We start from the raw sequence: 21,800 nt of genomic DNA on the forward strand, positions 1-21,800 counted from the left end.
CCATCCACTACTGCACTATTCGTTCTATGGCAGTTTCTCGGCGCCAGTCCGCCCGCCCGCAACTGGACGACACCTCCAAAGCCATCGTCGAGCAGCTGCAGCAGGACGGACGGCGGCCCTACGCCAGCATCGGCAAGGCGGTCGGGTTGTCCGAGGCGGCAGTCCGCCAGCGTGTGCAGAAGCTGATCGAGTCCGGCGCCGTGCAGATCGTGGCGGTGGCCGACCCGCAGCAGATCGGCTTCGCCCGCCAGCTGATGATCGGCATCAACATCGAGGGCGACCTGGAAAGCGCGGCCTCGGCGCTGGCCGAGATTCCCGAGCTGGTGTACGTGGTGCTGACAGCGGGCTCCTTCGACATCCTCGCCGAGGCTGTCGTGGTCGACGACGAGCACTTGCTGGAGCTGATCAACGAGCGGATCCGAAAGCTTGCCGGCGTCCGCCGCACCGAGACATTCATGTACCTGAAACTCAAGAAACAAACCTACAACTGGGGTATCGCATGACAGCCAGCAGCTTTGAACCGAGCACCAACTACGACAGCGAGCGGGCCGAGCGGCTCTCCGACTCTGCCCGTGACCACCTCTGGATGCACTTCACCCGGCTTTCCTCCTACCAGGACTCGCCGGTGCCGATCATCGAGCGGGGCGAGGGCGCCTACGTCTATGACATCCAGGGCAGGCGCTACCTGGACGGGCTGTCCGGCCTGTTCACCGTGCAGGCCGGGCACGGGCGCCGGGAGCTGGCCGAGGCCGCCAGCCGGCAGGCCAGCGAACTGGCCTACTTCCCGATCTGGTCCTACGCCCACCCCAAGGCCATCGAGCTCGCCGAGCGGTTGAGCGCCCACACCCCCGGCGACCTGAACCGGGTGTTCTTCACCACCGGTGGCGGCGAGGCGGTCGAGACGGCCTGGAAGCTGGCCAAGCAGTACTTCAAGCTCACCGGAAAGCCCGAGAAGCACAAGGTGATCTCGCGTTACGTCGCCTACCACGGCACCCCGCAGGGGGCGCTGGCGCTCACCGGCATCCCCGCCGCCAAGACGATGTTCGAGCCGCTGGTGCCAGGCGCGCACAAGGTGGCCAACACCAACTTCTACCGGGCACCGGTCTACGGCGATGACCTGAAGATGTTCGGCCTGTGGGCTGCCAACCAGATCGAGGCCGCCATCCTCATGGAGGGCGCGGAGTCGGTCGCGGCGGTCTTCCTGGAGCCGGTGCAGAACTCCGGCGGCTGCTTCCCGCCGCCGCCGGGCTACATGCAGCGCGTGCGTGAGATCTGCGACCAGTACGACGTGCTGCTGGTGTCCGACGACACGATCTGCTCCTTCGGCCGGCTGGGCACGATGTTCGGCGGCCAGAAGTACGACTACGTCCCCGACATGATCACCTGCGCCAAGGGCATGACCTCGGGCTACTCCCCGATCGGCGCCTGCATCGTCTCCGAACGGCTGGTCGAGCCGTTCCTGCAGGGCGCCACCTTCTTCCCGCACGGCTACACCTTCGGCGGCCACCCGGTGTCCTCGGCGGTCGCGCTGGCCAACCTCGACATCTTCGAGCGGGAGGGCCTCAATCAGCGGGTGCTGGACAACGAGAACGCCTTCCGCTCGACGCTGGAGAAGCTGACGGATCTGCCGATCGTGGGCGACGTCCGGGGCGACGGCTACTTCTACGGGATCGAGCTGGTCAAGGACAAGGCCACCAAGGAGACCTTCAACGACGACGAGGCCGAGCGGCTGCTGCGAGGCTTCCTGTCCAAGGCGCTGTTCGAGGCCGGGCTGTACTGCCGCGCCGATGACCGCGGGGACCCGGTCATCCAGCTGGCTCCGCCGCTGATCTGCGGCCAAGCCGAGTTCGACGAGATCGAGCAGATCCTGCGCGCGGTGCTGACCGAGGGCGCCAACCAGATCTAGGCACTAGTCGCCACGGTCCCGAGGCGTGCCCGCGTCGGGCACGCCTCGGGGCCGCGTTCGGCCTGGCTCAGTAGCCGGCCCCGGACCGGATGTGCTCGAAGATCAGGTTCGTCTCGGTCAGGGCGACGTCGGGGTTGCCGCTGAGATTGACGACGACGAAGTTGCGCAGGTTCTCGGTGTCGCGGGCAGCCACATGCAGCAAGAAGTCATCGGCGCCGGCCAGGAAGAACACGTTGAGCACCTCGGGAAGCTGCGACACGGTCGCGGCGAACTCGGCGATGTGGCTGCGAGCGTGGGACTGCATGCGGACGGCGATCATCGCCTGGATGGCACGGCCCACCGACGCCGGGTCGATGTCGGCGTGAAAGCCGCGGATCACCCCCCGCTCGCGCAGCGACCGCACCCGGCCCAGGCAGGTCGAGGGCGCTATCCCGACCAGGTCGGCCAGGGCGTTGTTCGGTATCCGGGCGTCGGCGGTCAGCGCCCGCAGGATCGCGCGGTCCACCAGGTCCAGGCCGGCTGCCTGATCGGGCGACCGACCGCCGGCGTCGGCGCGTCGCGCGCGCGTCAGCTCCCGCACGCTGTTCGACGGAATGCCAGGCTGGCCGGGTCGCTCCGAACCTGTGGGGGACATATAGGCACTCTGACAGAATTTACTTCACTTCACTAGTAATCCAGCAGGCAAAGCTTCATTGTTTGGAGTTAGTTCCCTAGGCTCAGCGGGCACAGGGGGCCGGCGCTACTGGACGAGCTGTCCGGTCAGCACGTCTCATCAGCTGTCAACGTCGATGGAAGAGGAAACGTCATGAAGGTCGGCATCCCCCGCGAAGTCAAGAACCACGAGTACCGGGTGGCGATCACGCCCTCGGGCGTCAATGAGCTGGTCCGCAACGGCCACCAGGTCTACGTCGAGGCCGAGGCCGGTGTCGGGTCCTCGATTCCCGACCAGGACTACGTGGCGGCTGGCGCGGAGATCCTGCCCCACGCCGACGACGTCTGGGCCGCCGGTGACCTGATCCTCAAGGTCAAGGAGCCCATCGCCGAGGAGTACGGCCGGATGCGCTCGGACCAGGTCCTGTTCACCTACCTGCACCTGGCCGCCGGACGCGACTGCACCGACGCGTTGCTCAAGGCCGGCACCACCTCGATCGCCTATGAGACCGTCCAGCTGCCCGACGGCTCGCTGCCGTTGCTGGCCCCGATGTCGGAGGTGGCCGGCCGGCTGGCCCCGCAGGTCGGCTCGTACCACTTGATGCGCCACGGCGGCGGACGCGGCGTGCTGATGGGCGGCGTCCCCGGCACCTACGCGGCCAAGGTCGTGGTGATCGGCGCCGGGGTGTCGGGCCAGAACGCGGCCACCATCGCGCTCGGCATGCAGGCCGAGGTGCTGCTGCTGGACCGCAACGTCGCCCGGCTGCGCCAGATGGACGCCATCTACCGGGGCCACTGCCAGACCATCGCCTCCAACGCCTACGAGGTCGAGCGGGCGGTTCTCGACGCCGACCTGGTGATCGGCGCGGTGCTGATCCCCGGCGCCAAGGCCCCGACGCTGATCAGCAACGACCTGGTGTCGCGGATGAAGCCCGGCTCGGTCCTGGTCGACATCTCCATCGACCAGGGCGGTTGCTTCGAGGACTCGCGGCCGACCACCCACGCCGACCCGACCTACGCGGTGCACAACTCGATGTTCTACTGCGTCGCCAACATGCCCGGCGCCGTGCCGCACACCTCGACCTACGCGCTCACCAACGTCACGCTGCCCTACGCGGTGGAGCTGGCCAACCGCGGCTGGCAGGACGCGCTGCGCTCGGACCCGGCGCTGGCGCTGGGCCTGAGCACCCACGCCGGTGAGCTCACCAACGCCCAGGTCGGCCAGGCCTTGGGCTATGAGAGCCGGGCCATCACCGAGGTGCTCGCATAACCCCTGCCACCGATTACCGCAGCCTGTCGTTCTGGCACGCCACCGCCGGCGACGATCTGACCCCGCGTCCGTCGCTGGCCACCGCCGGCCCGGGCGAGCGGGCAGTCGACGTCGCCATCGTGGGCGCCGGCTACACCGGCTTGTGGACGGCGTACTACCTGGCCCGCGCCGACCCGGCGCTGCGGATCGCCGTCATCGAGGCGGAGGTGGCCGGGTTCGGCGCCTCCGGACGCAACGGCGGCTGGTGCTCGGCGCTGTACCCGGTGTCACTGCCCCGGCTGGCCCGCGAGCACGGCCGTGACGCCGCCGTGCGGCAGTACCGCGCCATGCAGGCAGCAGTCACCGAGGTCGGCCGGGTCATCCAGGACGACGGCCTGGACGCTGACTGGGCGGCCGGCGGCGCCGTCTCGCTGGCCCGCAGCCGACCCCAGCTGCGCCGGGCCGCCGAGGAGGTCGAGCAGGCCAGGGCGTTCGGCTTCGGCGTCGAGGACGTCGAGCTGCTCGACGCTGCCGCGGCCTCACAGCAGTTGGCCGCCACCTCGGTGCTCGGCGGCGTCTACACCCGGCACTGCGCGGCGATCCACCCGGCCAAGCTGGCCCGCTCCCTGGCCCGCCGGGTGGTGGAGCTTGGCGTGTCCCTCTATGAGCAGACCCCCGCGCTGAGCATCGAACCCGGCCGGGTGCGCACCCGGCACGGCGACCTGCGCGCCGAGCTGGTCATCCGGGCGACCGAGGGATTCAGCGCTCGGCTGCCGGGGCAGCGGCGAAGCGTCGCGCCGGTGTACTCGCTGATGATCGCCACCGAGCCGTTGCCGCAACGCAGCTGGCAGCAGATCGGCCTGGCATCCAGGCAGACCTTCACCGACTTTCGCCACCTGATCATCTACGGCCAGCGCAGCGCCGACGACCGGCTGCTGTTCGGCGGGCGCGGCGCCCCGTACCACTTCGGCTCCCGGATCTCGCCCGAGTACGACCGGGCGCCGGCGGTGTTCGCAGCGCTGCGAACGGCGTTGGCGCAGTTGCTGCCGGTCGCAGCCGACGTGCCGATCAGCCACAGCTGGGGCGGGCCGCTGGGCATCACCCGGGACTGGCATCCCTCGGTCGGCCTGGACCGCTCGACCGGCCTGGGCTGGGCCGGCGGTTATGCCGGCGACGGCGTGGCCGCCACCAATCTGGCCGGCCGGACGTTGACTGACCTGGCGCTGGGCCGCGGCAGCGAGCTGACGAGCCTGCCGTGGGTCGGTCACCGATCCCCGGACTGGGAGTTCGAGCCGTTGCGCTGGCTGGGCGCCAACGCCGGCCTGCGGGCGATGAGCTGGGCCGACCGGGCCGAGGACCGCCACGGCCGGCCGTCGCGGCTGGCCACCACCGTGAACCGCGTGCTCGGCAGATGACCGAGCATCGCAGGCGCGACAGCGCCGAGGAGCGGACCTCATCCGGCGATGAGCGCTCGCGCGAAGAGCCAGGAGGCCAGATGAGGGAGCATCGCAGGCGCGACAGCGCCGAGGAGCGGACCTCATCCGGCGATGAGCGCTCGCGCGAAGAGCCAGGAGGCTGAGATGACCGACGCGGCGGGCCGCCAGCCCTACCTGCACGAGCTGCTCGTCTGCGTGGCGGCGCCGGCGCTGGCGTTGACCGATCCGGACGGCCAGCTCAGGGACGGCGGCGCGCAGGGCGTGTACCTGGCCGACCGCCGGATCCTGTCCCGGTCGGTGCTGACGGTGGCCGGCGCCGAGCTGGCGCCGATCTCCGCCGAGCCGGTCGGTTCCGGCGGCGCCCGCAGCGTGTCGGTGGCGCGCGGGCTCGGCGACCCGGGCGCTGACCCGACCGTCTGGATCGAGCGGCGCTGGGCCGTCTCGGGATCGGGGGCCAGCGAGTCGGTGGCCATCACCTCCATGGCCCGGCTGCCGGTGCGCACCAGGCTCACCCTCGAGCTGGCCTGCGACCTGGCCGGCATCGCCGCGGTGAAAGCCGGTGACGCCGGCCCGCCGCTTGCCGCCGCCAGGCTGACCGGCGGCCTGGGCTGGGACGGGCCCGAAGGCGTCCGGGTCAGTGCCAGCGCCTTTCCCGCCCCGGCCCAGATCAGCCTGCAGCCGGCTGCCCTTAGCTGGGACGTCGACCTCGGGCACGGCCAGACCTCGCTGATCGAGGTCCGGTACGCGGCGCTGGACCCGAGGCCGCCGGTGGTGAGCGCGCCGGCCGGGCGGTCCCAGCTGGCGACGCCGAGCGTCCGGGCCCGCGACTCGCGGTTGGGCAACCTGCTGACGCGCTCGGTGGCTGACCTGGCCGCGCTGGAGCTGGCCGACCCGGCCGCCGCGCACGACCACTTCTTCGGCGCCGGGGCGCCGTGGTACCTGACCCTGTTCGGCCGTGATTGCCTGATCTCTGCGCGGATGTCGCTGCCGCTGGGCACCGAGCTGGCCGCCGGCACCCTGCGCGTCCTGGCCCGCCGGCAGGGCAGCCGGGTCGACCGGGACTCGGCCGAGGAGCCGGGCAAGATCCTGCACGAGATCCGGGCGGCGGCCACCGAGCACGGTTCCGGCCACCAGCCGGACCGGCGGCTGCGGCTGCCCGCCACCTACTACGGCACCGTCGACGCCACTGCGCTGTGGATCCTGCTGCTGCACGACAGCTGGCGCTGGGGCATGGCCGAGCCGGAGGTCGAGCGGCTGCTCGGAAACCTGGAGCGAGCGCTGGCCTGGATGGCCGACTTCGCCTTGGACGCCAACGGCTTTCTCAGCTACGCCGACCGCTCAGGACACGGCCTGGCCAACCAGGGCTGGAAGGACTCCGGCGAGGCGATCCAGTTTCGCGACGGCCGGCTCGCCGAGGCCCCGATCGCCCTCAGCGAGGTGCAGGCCTACGGCTACGCCGCAGCGATGGCCGGCGCGACGCTGCTGGAGGCGTTCGGCCGTCCCGGCGCGCAGCGCTGGCGCGGCTGGGCCGCTGAGCTGGCCGAGCGCTTTAGGCAGCGGTTCTGGCTCAGCGACGACCAGGGCGGCTATCCAGCGCTGGCGCTGGACGGCCACGGCGAGCCGGTGGACTCGGTCGCCTCCAACATGGGCCATCTGCTCGGGCTCGGGCTGCTGACCCCGCAGGAGTCGGCTCTGATCGCCCGGCGCCTCGGCTCGCCCGAGTTGTCCTCGGGCTTCGGGCTGCGCACGCTGGCCGGCTCCTCGGCCGGCTTCAACCCGCTGAGCTACCACAACGGCTCGGTCTGGACCCATGACACCGCCATCGCCATCACCGGCCTGGCGGCGGCCGCCGCTGAGGGGGTCGCGGGCGCCGCCGAGGCGGCCGCCGGCCTGATCTCAGGAGTGCTGGCAGCCGCCCCCGCCTTCGGCTACCGGATGCCGGAGCTCTACGGCGGCCAGCGCGCCGAACCCGGCCGGGGCCCGGTCCCCTACCCGGCCTCGTGCCGGCCACAGGCCTGGTCGGCCGCGTCCTCGATCGCGATCATGGCGGCGTTGCTGGGTCCGCGGCCGGACGCGCCGACCGGCTCGCTGGAGTTCCGGCCGCTGCGACCGGGGCCCGACGGCGCGCTGCCGGTGGGCGAGCTGACGGTGACCGGCCTGCGGTTCGCCGGCCAGCCACTGGCGGTTGAGTTGGCGGCCGACGGCTCGCTCACCAGCGCCCTCGGCTGACCGGCCTGGGTCCCGGCAGCCTCAGCCGAGGCCTCAGTCCAAGCCGTCGCGCAGCGACCTGCCGACCTCGGTCAACATCGACATCACCCGGCGGGCGTAGGGCAACGAGGCCCCGGCCAGGCCGCAGGACGGCGTCGGGACGACCGATCCAGCGAGCAGGTTCGGATCGAAGCCCAGCTTGCCCCAGAGCTCCCGGATCTGCTTGCGCGCGGCGTCGGCCGAGATCGGGGCGTCGAGGCCGGGAAACACCCCCAACCACAGCGAGACGCCGGCCTCGACCAGCTCCCCCAGCACGTCGAGGGAGGCGTTGGTGATCAGGCCCGCGTCGATCGAGACCGCTGAGGCCCCGGAGCTGGCGAGCAGGTCCAGGGGCACTCGCCCGGCGCAGCAGTGCACCACCCGGTGCCCGGGCGCGGCGACTTCGAGCAGGCCGGCCAGGGCCGGGCCGGCCACCGACCGGGGCAGCGACCGGACGGTGCCGTACCCGGACGGCGTGGGCACCTGGCCGTTGAGCACCTGCGGCAGGCCCGGCTCATCCACCTGCAACACGAACGCGGTGCCCGGAAGCCGGGCGCCCAGGTCGGCCAGCAGCGACCGCACGCCTTCGGTCAGCGACTCCGCCAGGGCGCGGAAGGCGCCGGGATCGGTCAGCACCTTGTGCAGGTTGGGCAGTTCCAGGGCGGCGCCCAGCGTCATCGGCCCGCACACCGAGACTTTCAGCAGCGCCACGCCCTGCGCCTGCTCGGTGAGGGCGTCCAGGTCGCGGTTGAGGTGATCGCGAGCTCGCGCCAGGTCGCGTCCGGAGGAGCTGGTGACGGTCCAGCCGTGCGGTTGCCACTCCACCGGAAAGTCGATCAGCAGCGCGCCGGCGCGGGCGACCGCGTCGGCGCCGAAGCCGCGACCGGGCAGCTCGGGCAGGTAGGGCAGGTCGCCGACCTCGCCGAGCACCAGCCGGACGGCTTCAGCCGGGTCGGCGCCGGGCAGCGAGCCGATCCCGGTCGAGGCGCCGGCCGGCCAGGGGTGGCTCATCCGGCGTTGACAGCGCTGTGCTGGAACGGCCGGTCGGCGCGCGGGCCGTTGTCGGCGCCGGCGATGGTGGCTGAGCCGAGCACCCGGTCGCCGTCGTACATCACCAGCGCCTGGCCGGCGGCGACTCCGCGCTGGGACTGCCTCAGCTCGGCGCGGACGCCGTCGGCCTCCAGATGGACGCGCGCCGCCGACACCATGCCGTGCGCCCGCAACTGGACCTGGCAGTCGAAGGCCGCTGTCGGCACGTCGGCGATCCAGAGCGGCCGCTCGCCCCGGACCTCGGTGACCTCCAGGTCCGCGGCGCTGCCCACCACCACGGTGTTGGACTTGGGCTGGATCGACAGCACATAGCGGGGTTCGCCGGTCGGGCTGGGGGTGCTGAGGTTCAGTCCCTTGCGCTGGCCGACGGTGAACTGATGAGTCCCGGCGTGCGCGCCGAGCACCGCGCCGTCGGTGTCGACGATGTCGCCGGGGCGCTCCCCCAGCCGGCTGGCCAGAAAGCCCTGGGTGTCGCCGTCGGCGATGAAGCAGATGTCATGCGAGTCGGGCTTGGTGGCGACCGCCAGCCCCAGCCGCGCCGCCTCGGCGCGGACCTCGTCCTTGGTGGAGTCCCCGAGGGGGAAGACCGCGTGCGCCAGTTGCTCACGCGTCAGCACCGCCAGCACATAGGACTGGTCCTTGGCCGCGTCCACCGACCGGCTCAGCCAGCCGTCGGCCAGCCGGGCGTGGTGACCGGTGACCACCGCGTCGAACCCGAGGGCCAGCGCCCGGTCCAGCAGCGCGGAGAACTTGATCTGCTCGTTGCACCGCAGGCACGGGTTGGGCGTGCGGCCCGCCTGGTACTCCTCGATGAAGTTGTCGATCACATCGGCCTGGAAGCGCTCGGCGAAGTCCCAGACGTAGAACGGGATGCCCAGGATGTCGGCGGTGCGCCGGGCGTCGTGGGCATCTTCGCGCGAGCAGCAGCCCCGGGACCCGGTGCGCAGCGTGGCGGGCTGGCGCGACAACGCCAGGTGGACGCCGGTCACGTCCCAGCCGGCGGCGACCGCTCGGGCCGCGGCGACTGCCGAGTCGACGCCACCGCTCATGGCTGCCAGGACCTTCATACGACCATCCTCATGCTCCACGTCCGGCCATGGTGGCCAGGTTGGCCGCCGCGCCTGCCCTGCGGGCCCGCTCGACCACCGGGCCGATCACCTCGATCACGGTCCGGACGTCCTGCTCTGTCGAGGTGTGGCCCAGCGACAGCCGCAGCGCGCCACGGGCCCGTTGCTGGTCGGCCCCCATCGCCAGCAGCACGTGCGAGGGCTGGGCCACTCCGGCCGAGCAGGCCGAGCCGGTCGAGCACTCCACGCCCCGGGCGTCCAGCAGCATCAGCAACGAGTCGCCTTCGCAGCCGGAGAAGGACAGGTGGGCGTTGCCAGGCAACCGGTGCCTCGGATGGCCGTTGAGCTGGACGTCCGGGACCGCCTCCAGCACGCCGGTGATCAGCAGCTCGCGCAGCCCGGTCAGCCGGGAGGCGAGCTCGACGCGCCTGCTCACCGCGAGCTCGGCGGCCAGCGAGAACCCGACCGCGCCCGGTGTGTCCAGGGTGCCCGAGCGGACGTCGCGCTCCTGACCGCCGCCGTGCAGCACCGGCATGCAGTCGACTCCTCGGCCCAGCAGCAGCGCCCCGGCGCCGTAGGGCCCGCCCATCTTGTGAGCGGTGACCGTCATCGCGTCGACGCCGGAGGCGGCGAAGGAGACGTCGAGAGAACCGACGGCCTGCACCGCGTCGGTGTGGAACGCCACGCCGTAGGCGTGCGCGATCTCAGCCAACTCGCGGACCGGCTGGATGCTGCCGACCTCGTTGTTGGCCCACATGACGCTCACCAGGGCAACCGCGTCAGGGTCCTCGGCCAGCGCCGCGGCCAACGTCTCGGGCTGCACCACGCCGTGGGCGTCGACCGGCAGCAGCACCAGCTCGGCCTTCTCGTGGGCCACCAGCCAATCCGCGGAATCGAGCACCGCGTGATGCTCGACCGCGCTGACCAGCAGCTTTCGACGGGCGGGGTCTGCCGACCGGCGGGCCAGGTAGATGCCTTTGACCGCCAGGTTGTCCGCCTCGGTGCCTCCGCTGGTGAGGATCACCTCCGAGGGCCGGGCGTCCAGCACGCCGGCCAGCCGCTCCCGGGACTCCTCGATGATCCGGCGGGCCTGCCTGCCGGAGGTGTGCACCGATGAGGGGTTGCCGACGGCTCCGGTGCTGGAGGCCCGCATCGACGCGGAGATCGCGTCGATGACCTCCGGCAGCATCGGGGTGGTGGCGGCATGATCGAGATAAGGCATCGTCAGGAGCTTACTGAGCCTGGGCGGCCTTGTTCGACCGATGCCTGGACCGGTTGGCCGCCGCCACCGCCGGGCTGGGCGCCACCGGCCGCCAACTCCGCGCCGCCGCCCTGACCGACCCCCGCCGGCGCCCGCAGCCGGGAGGCTCGGCTGATCACCAGCACGCCCAGTCCGGCCATGCTCAGGTACACCACCGCGAAGCCGACGCCGTAGCTGATCCGGCCGTGCACCGCCAGGGCGATCAGCGCCCCCGCGAACGCGGCCGAGATGGCGCTGACCGAGGAGTCCGACAGCTGCAGGGCGGCTGAGTCCGAACCCCGGTCGGCGTCGGTGGTGCACTCCAGCATCACCACGCTTGAGCTGGTGATCGCGAACCCGGCCCCGAAACCGGCGAACGGCCAGACCGCGAAGGCGAAGGCGCCGGGCACCGTCCGCAGCGCCACCAGCGCCATTCCCACCCCCGCGACGGCCATCAGCGCCAGCCCCAGCGCGACCAGCGCCGCGCGGTTGGGTTGCCGGAGGCGGCCCTGGATCGCCGACGCGGTGGCCCAGCTGAGGGCCGAGAGGATCAACGGCGTGCCCGCCATGGTCGGTGAGTAGTGCAGCTGCACCGACAGGGTCAGCGGGACGATGACCTCCATGCCGACGAAGATCCCGGCCAGCACCCCACGAAAGGCGATCGCGGCCGGCACCCCGGACACGAAGCGCGGCGTTCCGGCGGGCAGCAGCCGGCGAAGGCCGACCACCATGGCCACCACCCCCGCCAGCGCGCCGGCCGCGCCCAGGGCGTGCAGGTTCTCGCCGAGGTTGGCCACCCCCGCGACGCCGCAGGCGGTCAGCAACGCGTAGCCGATCCGGCGCCGATCCATCCGAGCCGAGGAGCCGGTGGAGCGGCGCAGCTGGCGCAGTGACGGCAGCATCAGCAGACCGCCGAGCGCCACGAACGGCGCCAGGCCGCTGAAGACCCATCGCCAGGACAGCTGCTCGGTGATCCAGCCGGCCACCACCGGGCCGACCAGTCCGGGGATGACCCAGGCGCTGGCCAGAGCGGCGAAGATCCGGGGCCTGACCTGGTCGGAGTAGACCTCGCCCATCACCACGTACATGGCGGTGATCTGCAGCCCGGTCGCCAGACCCTGCACGAACCGGGCGGCGACCAGCATCCACATCGACTCCGCCGCGCCGCCGATCACCAGGCCGACGATGAACAGCAGCAAGCCGACCAGCAACGGCCGGCGGGCGCCGTGGATGTCGGAGTACATCCCCGACACGACCATGCCGACCACGCTTGCCACCAGAAAGCCGGTGAAGGCCCAGCCGTAGGAGGCCAGCCCGTTCAGGCTACGAGCGGCGGTCGGCAGCGCGGTCGCGACGGCCAGCGCCTCGAAGGCGATGATCGTCATCAGGATCAGGATGCCGAGCGTGGTGATCCGGTAGCGGGGCGAGAAGATCGACTCGCCCCCGGAGCCAGGTCGTTCGACGAACTCCGATGCCGCGGTCACTGGGCCCAGTGTAATGGCCCCAGACGGCTACCCCTTGCGCTTGCTCACCTCGTCGGCAAGCTGCGGGGCGACCGTGAACAGGTCGCCCACCACGCCGAAATCGGCCAGCTCGAAGATCGGCGCCTCGGCGTCCTTGTTGACCGCGACGATGGTCTTCGACGTCTGCATGCCGGCCCGGTGCTGGATCGCCCCGGAGATCCCGAGCGCCACGTAGAGCTGCGGCGACACGGTGACACCGGTCTGGCCGACCTGCATCTGATGCGGCACCCAGCCGGCGTCGGTGGCTGCGCGCGAGGCGCCCACCGCGGCGCCGAGGGAGTCGGCGACGCCTTCGACCACGGAGAAGTTGTCGGCCGAGCCGACGCCCCGGCCACCGGAGACGATGACGGAGGCGTCCTGCAGCGAGGGCCGGGACCCCTTGGCCTCGGTGACCCGGTCCACCACCTTGGAGGCCTTGGCCGACTCTGACAGGGCGACTGCGACGTCGACCTGCTCGGCAGCGCCGGAGGCGGGCTGCGGCGGCACCGAGTTCGCGCGAAGGCTGATCACCGGAATGCCGCGGGAGACCCGCGAGCTGACCGTGACGGCGCCGCCGAAGATGGACTGCTTGGCCGAGCCGTCGGCGTTGACCTCGATCGCGTCGGCGAGGAATCCGGAGTCGAGCTTGAACGCGGCCCGGGCGGCGATCTCCTTGTTCTCGGGGGTGGAAGCCACCAGGATCGCGGCCGGCGAGGCCTGTGCGGCGATGCCGGCCAGGATCTCGGCCTTGGGCGCGACCAGGTAGTCGGCGATCTCGTCGCTCTCGGCGGCGTAGACCTTGGCCGCGCCGTACTCGGCGAGCTGGTCGCGCAGGGCCGCGGCGCCGCCGGGCGCGCCGATCACGACGGCAGCCGGCTCGCCGAGCGAGCGGGCGGCGGTGAGCAGTTCGAGTGCGGACTTCTTGAGCTTGCCGTCCGCCGAATCGATCAGTACGAGTACTTCAGCCATGGAAATCGAGTCCTGTCGTCGTCTGGGGTAAGTCAGTCGTCTCGGTGAGTCGGCCGTCTGAGGTCAGTCAGCCGGCTCAGATGAGCTTCTTGCTTGCCAGGTACTCCGCGATCGCGGCGCCGCCGTTGCCGTCGTCCTTGACGACGACACCCGCGGCGCGCGGCGGCGCGAGCTCGAAGGACTCCACCATGGTGGTCGCCGCGGCCAGGCCCACCTCGTTCTCGGCCAACCCCAGCTCGGCCAGGGTCAGCGTGGTGACCGGCTTGGACTTGGCGGCCATGATGCCCTTGAAGGACGGGTAGCGCGGGTCGTTGATCTTCTCGACCACGCTGAGCACGGCCGGGGTGCTGGCCTGCACGACGTCGTAGCCTGCCTCGGTGACCCGCTCGACGGTGACGCTCGAGCCGTCCACGGTCACCTTGCGGGCGCCGGACAGCTGCGGCAGGCCGGTGGCCTCGGCGACCAGGGCGGGCAGCACCGACAGCCGGGAGTCGGTGGCCTCGAACCCGCCGATGACCAGGTCGTACTCCAGGGTGCCCAGCGCCTTGGCCAGCACCTTGGCGGTGGTGATGACGCACGAGCCGTGCAGCGCGGGATCGACGACGTGCACGCCCTTGTCCGCGCCCATCGACAGCGCCTTGCGCAGCGACTCGGTGGCCCGCTCAGGGCCCATGGTCAGGATCGTGACCTCGCCGCCGTGCGCTTCCTTGAGCCGCAGCCCTTCTTCGATCGCGTACTCGTCGATCTCGTTGATGACGGCGTCGGAGGCCTCGCGGTCCAGGGTGTTGTCGGTGGAGCTGAGCTTGCGCTCGGCGTAGGTGTCGGGCACCTGCTTCATCAGAACAACGATGTTCATCCGGTGATCGTCCTTACTTCTCGAGAGTCGAGGTCAGCGCGGTGCTTGGGGTCGATGCGTGCTGCGGTACTCGGGCCACGTCCCTATGTTACCGGTCAGTAGCAGGCCCGGCGCCGCGACGTTGAGCGTGTTTCGGGTCACCCGCTCATCGAGCGCGGGTGGGGCCTGGCGCCATTCTCCTACACGCCTGCCGGCCCCCGACAAGGGCCGCTCGGTCCGGGCAAGGCTGATGCGCCTAAACCGGGGCTGGTGTACTAAGTAGGCATGGTGATGCCAGGACCGGACCCCGACGACTACCCGCCGATCAACCCTGACGAGCCGGTTCCCGATGACCCGGGCACGCTCTCGCCGGACACTCCGGAGACGCTTCCGCCGGCGCCCGTGGAACCGATGCCGGGGCCTGATGACCCGGGCAACGTGCCCGCCGGCGAGCCTGAGCCGGTCTGAGCGCCGCCTGAGGCTTATCGGGACCATCAGTCCCCATTCAATGGCATAGTAGAGCTGCCCCGTGGTGGGATAGCTGCACGTTAGATGAGTGGCGGGTGGCGGTGCCTGAGCTGCGCTTGAGCGAAAGCCAGACGCCCCTCATAGAGCTCCGGGTGGTGTCGGCATGCGGCCTGCCATGCTTGGACGCATTCCCTCATCGCTGAGAGTGCAGCTTCTTGCCGTCCCAGGCCCTCCAGCCAGCTGCTGAGGTTATTGAGTGTGCCCGCCAGGTCCCGTAGGTGGGCGTCGGGCCGCTGCTCAGCCAACCCCCGGAACAGGGTGACGGCCTCCTCGGCCGCAGCCAACGCCGGCTCGTATCGCCCGAGCCGACCCAAGTGGCCGCCAAGGTTGTTCAGCGCGCTGGCCAGACCGGACAGATGAGCGTTGGGTAGCCGCGTAGCCAATCCCCGGTACAGGGCGACGGCCTCCTCGGCCGCAGCCAACGCCAATTCGTACCTCCCGAGGTTGTCCAGCGGGGTGCCGAAGTTATTCAGCGCGGTCGCCAGGCCACGCAGATGGACGTCGGGTCGCTGCGCAGCCAACCGCCGACGTAGGGTGACAGCCTCCTCGGCCGCAGCCAACGCCGGCTCGTGCCGACCGAGCCGGTCCAGCCGGCTGCCGAGGTTGCTCAGCGCGCCGGCGAGACCAGGCAGGTGAGCGTCTGGTCGCTGCTCAGCCAACCCCCGGTACAGGGCGACGGCCTCCTCGGCCGCAGTCAACGCCAACCCGTACCGCCCCAGGCTGTCCAGTTGCGCCCCAAGGTGGGTCAGCGCGGTCGCCAGGTCAGGCAGATAGGCGTCGGGGTCGGTGACCAGCCAACCCCCGGTACAGGGTGACAGCCTCCTCGGCCGCAGCCAACGCCAACTCGTACCGCCCGAGGTTATCCAGCCGGCTGCCGACATTGGCCAGCGCGCCGGCCAGGCCGGGCAGATAGGCGTCAGGCCGCTGCTCAACCAACCGCCGACGCAAGGTGACAGCCTCCTCAGCCGCAGCCAACGCCAACTCGTACTGCCCGAGCCGACTCAGCCGGCCGCCGAGGTTGTTCAGCGCGCCGGCCAGACCGGATAGATGGGCGTTGGGCAGCTGCGCAGCCAACTCCCGGTACAGGGCGACGGCCTCCTCGGCCGCAGCCAACGCCAACTCGTACCGCCCGAGGTTATCCAGCCGGTTGCCGAGGTTGTTCAGCAACCCAGCAACTCGCACAAGGTCGGAGGTTTCCCGGGCATGTTCGAGCTGCCTGCGAGTGACAATTTCGGCAAGCTCCGCGAACAAGTTGAGGAGTTCTTCTTCGATTAGATGCTTCTCGATGGTGACATCGAGGCTAGGGTTCGGCGCTGCCTGTGCAAGCACCGCGGCGAGAACAGCGGGAATCGGTCCAGACACGTCACGTGCGACGTCCATGGCGACGACGGCTAGCCGCTCCAGATCGACGGCCAGCAGGTCTGTGAGTAGCTGTTCGGCTCTGAGATCGGTTTCTGCGGTGCGGGCGAAGAAGGCAAGCACCCGGCGGTGGTGGGAGGGCTCGGTCAAGCCCCAGCGGATCAGGTCGAGCATTTCCGATTCGGCCGAGATCTCGGACAGTATCAGCGCATCGGCAAGAAGGTCGGGCTGCAGCGGACCGATCCATTGGGCGTCCGGTGCTGGGTACAGGTCGTGGAGCCAGTCAGCGACTCGGGCAAGCGGGACGCCCGCGTGGCGCAGGGTCGGTAGGCGGCCTAGCAGCGCCTCAGCGTCTGCGGGTTGGTGCGCGCCGAGCAACGTGCCTAAGGCGACCACTTGGCGACACTGCCGCAAGTTCAGCTTCACATCGGCCCTGGCGGCGTTCGCCTGCCAGTAGCTGTCTTCGTGCTCGAGCAGCTCGATGAAAAGTTCTGAGTTGATCGTGATTGTTGCCCGTTTGCCAAGTACCGCAGCGAGCGCTGCTGCATGCAGGCTGAGTACGACAGGCGCCGACCGACGGTCTAGGTTTACCAGCCGAGTGTCAGGGACCGGCCGATCCAGACGGGCGGCGTACGCGCGCAGTGCTCGTTCATAGACCTGTTGCTGGTCGGTGACCTCGATGGCGTCGGGCTTCAATTGCATGGCAGCCTGCCGGAATAGGTCGCGTTCGGTGGCGAGGCTGCCAGGACGATCGACGATTCTGCGCCACCAGTCGCCGGCCGACCTGGCGAGCAGCAGGATTCGTAACGGTGCCCGGCCGGTGTAGGCAGCCGCCTCAGCCAACAGGGCGTCAAGCCCCGTGTGCCCTTCAGCCTGATCGACGATGAGCAGGACTGGGCGATCAAGCGCTTTGATCACCGACATGGCTTGCTCCGCCCGACCGGATCGCAAGAAGCCGCGTTCCCAACTTTTATCCAGCTCCCAAGCCAGTTGCCGTGCCAACCTCGTCTTGCCTGTCCCGGCCGCGCCCCAGCAGAGCCGCACTGCAGTCGGCTCCGCCGATCCGCACCAACGCAGCAGGTCGCCGAGCTCGGTAGGGCGGCCGCGGAAGCGGACTATCTCCCGCTCGGCCCGCAACATCTCTGCAGGGCTGCCGCCGCTTTCGGTTAGCGCCCGCGCATCCTCTGCAAGGGCAAGTGGGTGGACGATCCCGTCGCCAGCGCTGTCCCACGCTGAACGCAACGAGGACCGAGTACTCACTGCCTCGATCACGAACGGCGCGACCACGCCGCCCACCGCTGCGGCGCCGGCTGCGATGGCCACCGCAGCAATACCTTCCGCTCCAAGCGCTGCCGACACCCCGGCAGCCAGCGCGGCCGACAGGAACACTCCGAGTGCGGAACCGACGATCAGAAACCGACTGCGTGCCTGTTGCCGCCACCTCACCGCCATGAGCACGAAGTATCCATTATTCGAAGATCGCACTGCGGTTTATCGACCCTGCGGGTGTTGACGCCGGATCAGCGACCGCGTCCCAGCGCGGGGACCGGGCAGGCCGAGACCCGAACGAGGGTGGTGGGCTGAAGCAAAGCTCCGGACGAGCCGGTTCCCGATGACCCGGGCACGCTTTCGCCGGACACTCCCGAGACTCTTCCGCCGGCGCCCGTCGAACCGATGCCGGGACCGGATGACCCCGGCAACGTGCCAGCCGGTGAGCCCGAGCCCGCCTGACTCAGCCGCTCGGCGCCAGCGGCGACTCGTGGACAAGGTCGCCTTCGCAGGCGGGGCTCGCCCCGGGCCGCCCACACCGGCGAGAAGTCGTCCGGCGTGACACCGACCAGGTGTGATCTGTTGCGCCTGCGGCTACTCCGGCGGCAAAGCGTACATCACGTCCAGGTTGTAGAACGTCGGCGGTCCGTCACAGAGCTTCGCCATCTTCGAGGCGAACTCCGCTGTCTCAGGCCGGTTCGAGTTCTCCATCGCCGCTTCGTAAGACTCGAACTCCATGATCACGAGGTACTGGTTCGGGTGGTCACGGTCAGCTGTCGCCAGACCTCGGGCCCCGGAGTCTGGCCCTCGCTGCGCGGCCATCTCCCGTCCCAGCGCTTCGACCTCGTCGATTCGCGAGGTGGTGTACTGGATGATCTGGACAAATCCGGCCATGGCCAGCTCCCTGTGGTGGAGGTGAATGGCAAACACTCTCCTCCTGGCCTCGGCGCCGGAACAAGGGCTGACGGCAGTCACCCACCACGCAGGGTGGACTCGGCTTCGCTTTCCACCTCGGTGATTCGCAGGAGGAAGGCCAGGCTGTCTCCGCACCGTCATGCGGCCTGGCCCTACTCACCTAAACTGGCCGGCATCGCCGAGTGTGAAGGACAGAGAGATCGAGGAATCGAGTTCGCTCGCTCCGGACGCCCTGCCGCTGACCGGTGAGCGGACCGTGCCCGGGATAGCGAGTGAGAACTACTGGTTCCGCCGGCACCAGGCCGCCTATCTGCGCCTGCGCGAAGAGGTGCAGGGGCCGCGGTTGCTCGAAGTCGGGGCCGGCGAGGGCTACGGGGCGGCGTTGCTGGCCGAGCGGGCGCCCACGGTGCTGGCCCTGGACTACGACGCCCAGGCCATCGCCCACCTCGCCAGGCGGTACCCGAGGCTCCACGCGGTCCGGGGCAACCTGGCCGCGCTGCCGGTGGGCAGCGGCTCGATGGACACCGTGGTGTCGCTGCAGGTGATCGAGCACGTCTGGGATCACCGGCAGTTCGTGGCCGAGTGCGCCCGGGTGCTGCGCCCGGGCGGCCTGCTGATGCTCAGCACGCCCAACCGGCTGACCTTCTCCCCCGGCGCCGACAAGCCGGTGAACCCCTTTCACACCCACGAGTTCACCGCCGCCGAGCTGTGCCGGCTGGTAGACCGCGACGGCCTGTCCGTGATCGCCGTCCGCGGCCTGTTCGCCGGCCCCGAAGTGGCTGCCCTGGACAGCCGTCACGCCGCGCGGGGCGGGTTCGTCGCGGCCCAGCTGGCCTTCCCGCCCGAGCGGTGGACGGCCGGGCTGGCCGCCGACGTCGCCTCGGTCCGGTGGCAGGACTTCCAGCTCGGCCCGGACTCCTCGGCCGACCTCGCGGCCCTGGACCAGAGCCTGGACCTGGTGTTGCTGGCCAGGCGGGCATGACCGGGCTCGGCAGGTTTAGCCTGGTGCTGCACACCCACCTGCCGTGGGTGGCGCACAACGGCGTCTGGCCGGTCGGTGAGGAATGGCTGCACCAGGCGTTCACCGGCTCCTGGCGCCGGGTGCTGCGCGTGCTGGAGACCCTCGCCGAGCACGGCTATCGCGAGGTCGCCACGCTCGGGGTGACGCCGGTGCTGGCCGCCATGCTCGATGACCCGTACTGCCTGTCCGAGATCCACTCGTGGGCCGGGCGCTGGCAGCTGCGCGCGGAGGAGTTGAGCGCCCGGCCGGGAATGCGGGCGCTGGCCGAGCACGAGCGCCGCGAGGCGGTGGCCTGCCTGGAGGACGTGGCGAGCCGGTGGCTGACCGGCGGGCTGTCGGCAGTGCTGCGGCCGCTGGTCGACTCCGGCGTCGTCGAGCTGCTGTCCGGTCCGGCCACCCATCCGTTTCAGCCTTTGCTCACCGAGCGATTCGCCGCTGCCCAGCTGAGCGCCGGGCTGGCCGACACCCAGCTTCGGCTGGGCAGCCGGCCGGCCGGCATCTGGGCGCCCGAATGCGGGTACGCACCCGGCATGGAGGACTTCTACGCCGCGCACGGGGTGACGCACTTTCTGGTGGACGGCCCGGCGGTGCGCGGCGACACCGGCTTCGGGCGTCCGGTCGGCGACTCCGACGTGCTGGCCTTCGCCCGTGACCTCGACATCTCCTACCGGGTGTGGTCATCGCGCACCGGCTACCCCGGCGGCGCGAGCTACCGCGACTTCCACACCTTCGACCACGCCTCGGGGTTCCGGCCGGCTCGGGTCACCGGCGGCGCGATCCCGGCCGAGGCCAAGCGGCCCTGGGACCGGCGGCTGGCCGCGGCCGCGGTGCTGCGCGACGCCCAGGACTTCGTCGCCGCGGTGGTGCGCCGGCTCACCGAGCTACGCGACCAGCATGGCCGCCCGGGGCTGGTGGTGGCCGCCTTCGACACCGAGCTGTTCGGGCACTGGTGGTACGAGGGGCCGGAGTTCCTGGACGCGGTGCTGCGGGCGCTGCCCCAGGCCGGGGTTCAGCTGAGCACGCTGAGCGGGGCGGCCTCGGCCGGGTTCGTGGCCGATCGCATCGACCTGCCGAGCTCGTCGTGGGGCGCGGGCAAGGACTGGCGAGTCTGGGACAACGACGCGGTGGCCGAACTCAACGACGAGATCGCCCATATGCAGAAACGGCTGTTCACGGTGCTGGACAGCCGGCCCGACGGCGCCGGACGCGATCCGGCGGCTGATCAGCTGGTCCGGGAGGCGTTCCTGCTCAGCTCCAGCGACTGGGCCTTCATGGTCAGCCGGGACTCGGCCGCCGGCTACGCCCGCCAGCGGGCCCGCCAGCACGCCGAGAAGTTCACCGCGCTGGCGGACGCGATCGAGTCCGGCGCCGGGGCCGAGGCGCTGGCTGCCCGGCTGCGCGCCGTGGACGGCCCGTTCGGCCGGCTGGACGCCCGCACGTGTTGAGTCAGCGTCGACCTGAGGAGCCCCACGACATGCGCCGGTCAACCACCTCCACAGTGGCCGGGCTGCGCCGCGCGGTCAGCGAGGCCGTCGAGGCCGCGCTCAGCCGCGACGCCGGCCGGTTCGCGCTGGCAGCCGAGCGGTTGAGCCTGCAGGACCAGCAACGGCTGGCCCTGACGCAGGCCTGGGTGCTGCGAATACTGCTCGAGCAGCTGCATCCGGACGGGCTGTCCAGCGCCGACGCCCAGGACCTCCTGCGACGTTGCCTGCTGTCGGCGGCGACCTGGTGGCCGCAGGCAGAGGCGAGCGTGCTGGTGCTGGTGCTGACCGGCACGCTGGGCCTGGCCGACCCGGACTCCGACCCAAGCGGCGCCTCCGTCGCGGTCGGGCCCGCGGCGCTGAGCCAGGGCGCGGCGTTGCTGACCGCGGATCTGCTGAGCGCGGCCGGCAGCCCGCTGACCGGCTACCTGGACGCGGCGTTCGCCGAGCTGGAACGCGCCGAGACGATCGAGCTGCCCTGATCGCTCAGGCCCGGCCGGCCGGCTGCCTGCTCCGGCCGCGGGCATAGCCGCCCGAGCAGGTCGCGATCACGCCCAGCAGGCCGGCTGCGATCGACAGCAGCACCAGCAGCGCGCTGCGATCGGGCTCGGCGTCGTCGGCGTCATCGACGAAGACCGCGGCGATGCCGGTGCAGCTGAGCCGAGCCGGGCCGGTGGCAGGCGCCACCATGGTGGCGAAGACGTGCAGGTTGCGGTCGTCGTCGGTCGTCGAGGCCAGTGTCAGCGGCGCCGGCGCGCCGGCGCCAGAGGCGATGAAGCATGCCAGATTGGGCAGCACCCCGGCCTGCTTCAGCTCGGCCACCGACCGGGCCGAGGACAGCTGGTAGGTCTGGCCGGCCGTGAGCTGGTAAGTCTGCGGCGGGGTCGCTGCCGGGTCATAGGCATGCCGTTGCCCGGCCGCGACCACCCGGGAGCCGGCGAAGAGCAGCACCGCCAGCAGCAGCAGGACGACGCCGGCGGCCAGGCTCGCCCCGCCCCGCCCTGGCGGCGGCGGGCTGCCGGGCTGGCCGCCGGTCATCGGCTGCGCGTCCTGCGGCGGCGTCGGCTGCGTCATG

At 71.0% G+C, this 21,800-nt stretch carries 20 protein-coding genes; 9 read left to right on the forward strand and 11 right to left on the reverse strand.

From position 1 onward, the window contains the following. The first annotated feature begins 26 nt into the window (after window positions 1-26). Both VGB75_03370 and VGB75_03375 read left to right on the forward strand, forming a co-directional pair. Window positions 27-503, forward strand: a complete 477-nt coding sequence (locus tag VGB75_03370; GenBank protein ID HEY0166061.1) for an Lrp/AsnC family transcriptional regulator — start codon at window positions 27-29, stop codon at window positions 501-503. Beyond that, complete coding sequence (locus VGB75_03375; protein HEY0166062.1) at window positions 500-1,906, forward strand: aspartate aminotransferase family protein; 1,407 nt, start codon at window positions 500-502, stop codon at window positions 1,904-1,906. The genes VGB75_03370 and VGB75_03375 overlap by 4 nt, the downstream gene beginning before the upstream one ends. A 67-nt stretch (window positions 1,907-1,973) precedes the next feature. Here VGB75_03375 and VGB75_03380 read toward each other — a convergent pair whose 3' ends face one another. Next, window positions 1,974-2,486 carry an Lrp/AsnC family transcriptional regulator gene (locus VGB75_03380; protein HEY0166063.1) on the reverse strand — a complete coding sequence of 171 codons (513 nt, stop codon included), beginning with the start codon at window positions 2,484-2,486 and terminating at the stop codon, window positions 1,974-1,976. A 225-nt stretch (window positions 2,487-2,711) separates the two neighbouring features. Between VGB75_03380 and ald the strand changes: the two genes are divergently transcribed. From ald to VGB75_03395, 3 genes are all read left to right on the forward strand, one after another. Beyond that, entirely contained in the window at window positions 2,712-3,827 is a 1,116-nt protein-coding gene (gene ald / locus VGB75_03385; protein ID HEY0166064.1) for an alanine dehydrogenase, read from the forward strand. Window positions 3,828-3,943: 116 nt separating this feature from the next. Further along, window positions 3,944-5,221, forward strand: coding sequence for an FAD-binding oxidoreductase (locus VGB75_03390; GenBank protein HEY0166065.1), 1,278 nt, complete (start codon window positions 3,944-3,946; stop codon window positions 5,219-5,221). A 165-nt stretch (window positions 5,222-5,386) separates the two neighbouring features. After that, window positions 5,387-7,471, forward strand: a complete 2,085-nt coding sequence (locus VGB75_03395; GenBank protein ID HEY0166066.1) for a glycogen debranching N-terminal domain-containing protein — start codon at window positions 5,387-5,389, stop codon at window positions 7,469-7,471. A 33-nt stretch (window positions 7,472-7,504) separates the two neighbouring features. Here VGB75_03395 and VGB75_03400 read toward each other — a convergent pair whose 3' ends face one another. From VGB75_03400 to VGB75_03425, 6 genes are all read right to left on the reverse strand, one after another. Continuing rightward, window positions 7,505-8,500, reverse strand: coding sequence for a methionine synthase (locus tag VGB75_03400; GenBank protein HEY0166067.1), 996 nt, complete (start codon window positions 8,498-8,500; stop codon window positions 7,505-7,507). Next, entirely contained in the window at window positions 8,497-9,606 is a 1,110-nt protein-coding gene (gene mnmA / locus VGB75_03405; protein HEY0166068.1) for a tRNA 2-thiouridine(34) synthase MnmA, read from the reverse strand. The genes VGB75_03400 and mnmA overlap by 4 nt, the downstream gene beginning before the upstream one ends. Window positions 9,607-9,616: 10 nt before the next feature. Continuing rightward, window positions 9,617-10,828: a cysteine desulfurase family protein gene (locus VGB75_03410; protein HEY0166069.1), complete on the reverse strand. Its 1,212-nt coding sequence runs from the start codon at window positions 10,826-10,828 to the stop codon at window positions 9,617-9,619. Between the two features lie 2 nt (window positions 10,829-10,830). Beyond that, the gene (locus VGB75_03415; protein HEY0166070.1) at window positions 10,831-12,330 is read right to left on the reverse strand and encodes an MFS transporter; all 1,500 of its coding nucleotides are present in this window, start codon (window positions 12,328-12,330) and stop codon (window positions 10,831-10,833) included. Window positions 12,331-12,357: 27 nt separating this feature from the next. Further along, window positions 12,358-13,317 (reverse strand): electron transfer flavoprotein subunit alpha/FixB family protein, encoded by a 960-nt coding sequence (locus VGB75_03420; protein HEY0166071.1) that lies wholly within the window; start codon window positions 13,315-13,317, stop codon window positions 12,358-12,360. Between the two features lie 76 nt (window positions 13,318-13,393). Then, window positions 13,394-14,173, reverse strand: a complete 780-nt coding sequence (locus tag VGB75_03425; protein HEY0166072.1) for an electron transfer flavoprotein subunit beta/FixA family protein — start codon at window positions 14,171-14,173, stop codon at window positions 13,394-13,396. Window positions 14,174-14,437: 264 nt separating this feature from the next. Here VGB75_03425 and VGB75_03430 point away from each other — a divergent pair, with 264 nt between their 5' ends. Further along, complete coding sequence (locus VGB75_03430) at window positions 14,438-14,620, forward strand: hypothetical protein (protein HEY0166073.1); 183 nt, start codon at window positions 14,438-14,440, stop codon at window positions 14,618-14,620. 80 nt (window positions 14,621-14,700) lie between these two features. On the opposite strand, the gene VGB75_03435 is transcribed toward VGB75_03430, so the two are convergent. The 3 genes from VGB75_03435 to VGB75_03445 all read right to left on the reverse strand — a co-directional run bounded on the left by VGB75_03435 (window position 14,701) and on the right by VGB75_03445 (window position 18,202). Next, window positions 14,701-15,384 (reverse strand): tetratricopeptide repeat protein, encoded by a 684-nt coding sequence (locus tag VGB75_03435; GenBank protein HEY0166074.1) that lies wholly within the window; start codon window positions 15,382-15,384, stop codon window positions 14,701-14,703. Window positions 15,385-15,442: 58 nt separating this feature from the next. After that, complete coding sequence (locus VGB75_03440) at window positions 15,443-17,491, reverse strand: tetratricopeptide repeat protein (protein HEY0166075.1); 2,049 nt, start codon at window positions 17,489-17,491, stop codon at window positions 15,443-15,445. 411 nt (window positions 17,492-17,902) lie between these two features. Next, window positions 17,903-18,202, reverse strand: a complete 300-nt coding sequence (locus tag VGB75_03445; GenBank protein HEY0166076.1) for a hypothetical protein — start codon at window positions 18,200-18,202, stop codon at window positions 17,903-17,905. 205 nt (window positions 18,203-18,407) lie between these two features. Here VGB75_03445 and VGB75_03450 point away from each other — a divergent pair, with 205 nt between their 5' ends. The 3 genes from VGB75_03450 to VGB75_03460 are packed head-to-tail and all read left to right on the forward strand — an operon-like array spanning window position 18,408 to window position 21,207. Then, complete coding sequence (locus VGB75_03450) at window positions 18,408-19,205, forward strand: class I SAM-dependent methyltransferase (GenBank protein HEY0166077.1); 798 nt, start codon at window positions 18,408-18,410, stop codon at window positions 19,203-19,205. Between the two features lie 23 nt (window positions 19,206-19,228). Next, window positions 19,229-20,689 carry a glycoside hydrolase family 57 protein gene (locus VGB75_03455; GenBank protein HEY0166078.1) on the forward strand — a complete coding sequence of 487 codons (1,461 nt, stop codon included), beginning with the start codon at window positions 19,229-19,231 and terminating at the stop codon, window positions 20,687-20,689. 29 nt (window positions 20,690-20,718) lie between these two features. Then, window positions 20,719-21,207 carry a hypothetical protein gene (locus VGB75_03460; protein ID HEY0166079.1) on the forward strand — a complete coding sequence of 163 codons (489 nt, stop codon included), beginning with the start codon at window positions 20,719-20,721 and terminating at the stop codon, window positions 21,205-21,207. A 4-nt stretch (window positions 21,208-21,211) separates the two neighbouring features. Here VGB75_03460 and VGB75_03465 read toward each other — a convergent pair whose 3' ends face one another. Next, on the reverse strand, window positions 21,212-21,799 hold the full coding sequence (locus tag VGB75_03465) for a hypothetical protein (protein HEY0166080.1): 588 nt from the start codon (window positions 21,797-21,799) through the stop codon (window positions 21,212-21,214). Window position 21,800 lies beyond the last annotated feature (1 nt).

It is taken from the genome of Jatrophihabitans sp. (assembly GCA_036399055.1).
GTDB lineage: Bacteria > Actinomycetota > Actinomycetes > Mycobacteriales > Jatrophihabitantaceae > Jatrophihabitans_A.

Excerpts from the sequence above, each read along its gene's own strand:
- VGB75_03370 (HEY0166061.1), top strand. The coding sequence starts at position 27 with ATGGCAGTTTCTCGGCGCCAGTCCGCCCGCCCGCAACTGGACGACACC.
- VGB75_03375 (HEY0166062.1), top strand. The coding sequence starts at position 500 with ATGACAGCCAGCAGCTTTGAACCGAGCACCAACTACGACAGCGAGCGG.
- ald (HEY0166064.1), top strand. The coding sequence starts at position 2,712 with ATGAAGGTCGGCATCCCCCGCGAAGTCAAGAACCACGAGTACCGGGTG.
- VGB75_03395 (HEY0166066.1), top strand. The coding sequence starts at position 5,387 with ATGACCGACGCGGCGGGCCGCCAGCCCTACCTGCACGAGCTGCTCGTC.
- VGB75_03400 (HEY0166067.1), bottom strand. The coding sequence starts at position 8,500 with ATGAGCCACCCCTGGCCGGCCGGCGCCTCGACCGGGATCGGCTCGCTG.
- mnmA (HEY0166068.1), bottom strand. The coding sequence starts at position 9,606 with ATGAAGGTCCTGGCAGCCATGAGCGGTGGCGTCGACTCGGCAGTCGCC.
- VGB75_03410 (HEY0166069.1), bottom strand. The coding sequence starts at position 10,828 with ATGCCTTATCTCGATCATGCCGCCACCACCCCGATGCTGCCGGAGGTC.
- VGB75_03420 (HEY0166071.1), bottom strand. The coding sequence starts at position 13,317 with ATGGCTGAAGTACTCGTACTGATCGATTCGGCGGACGGCAAGCTCAAG.
- VGB75_03425 (HEY0166072.1), bottom strand. The coding sequence starts at position 14,173 with ATGAACATCGTTGTTCTGATGAAGCAGGTGCCCGACACCTACGCCGAG.
- VGB75_03430 (HEY0166073.1), top strand. The coding sequence starts at position 14,438 with ATGGTGATGCCAGGACCGGACCCCGACGACTACCCGCCGATCAACCCT.
- VGB75_03440 (HEY0166075.1), bottom strand. The coding sequence starts at position 17,491 with ATGGCGGTGAGGTGGCGGCAACAGGCACGCAGTCGGTTTCTGATCGTC.
- VGB75_03445 (HEY0166076.1), bottom strand. The coding sequence starts at position 18,202 with ATGGCCGGATTTGTCCAGATCATCCAGTACACCACCTCGCGAATCGAC.
- VGB75_03460 (HEY0166079.1), top strand. The coding sequence starts at position 20,719 with ATGCGCCGGTCAACCACCTCCACAGTGGCCGGGCTGCGCCGCGCGGTC.
- VGB75_03465 (HEY0166080.1), bottom strand. The coding sequence starts at position 21,799 with ATGACGCAGCCGACGCCGCCGCAGGACGCGCAGCCGATGACCGGCGGC.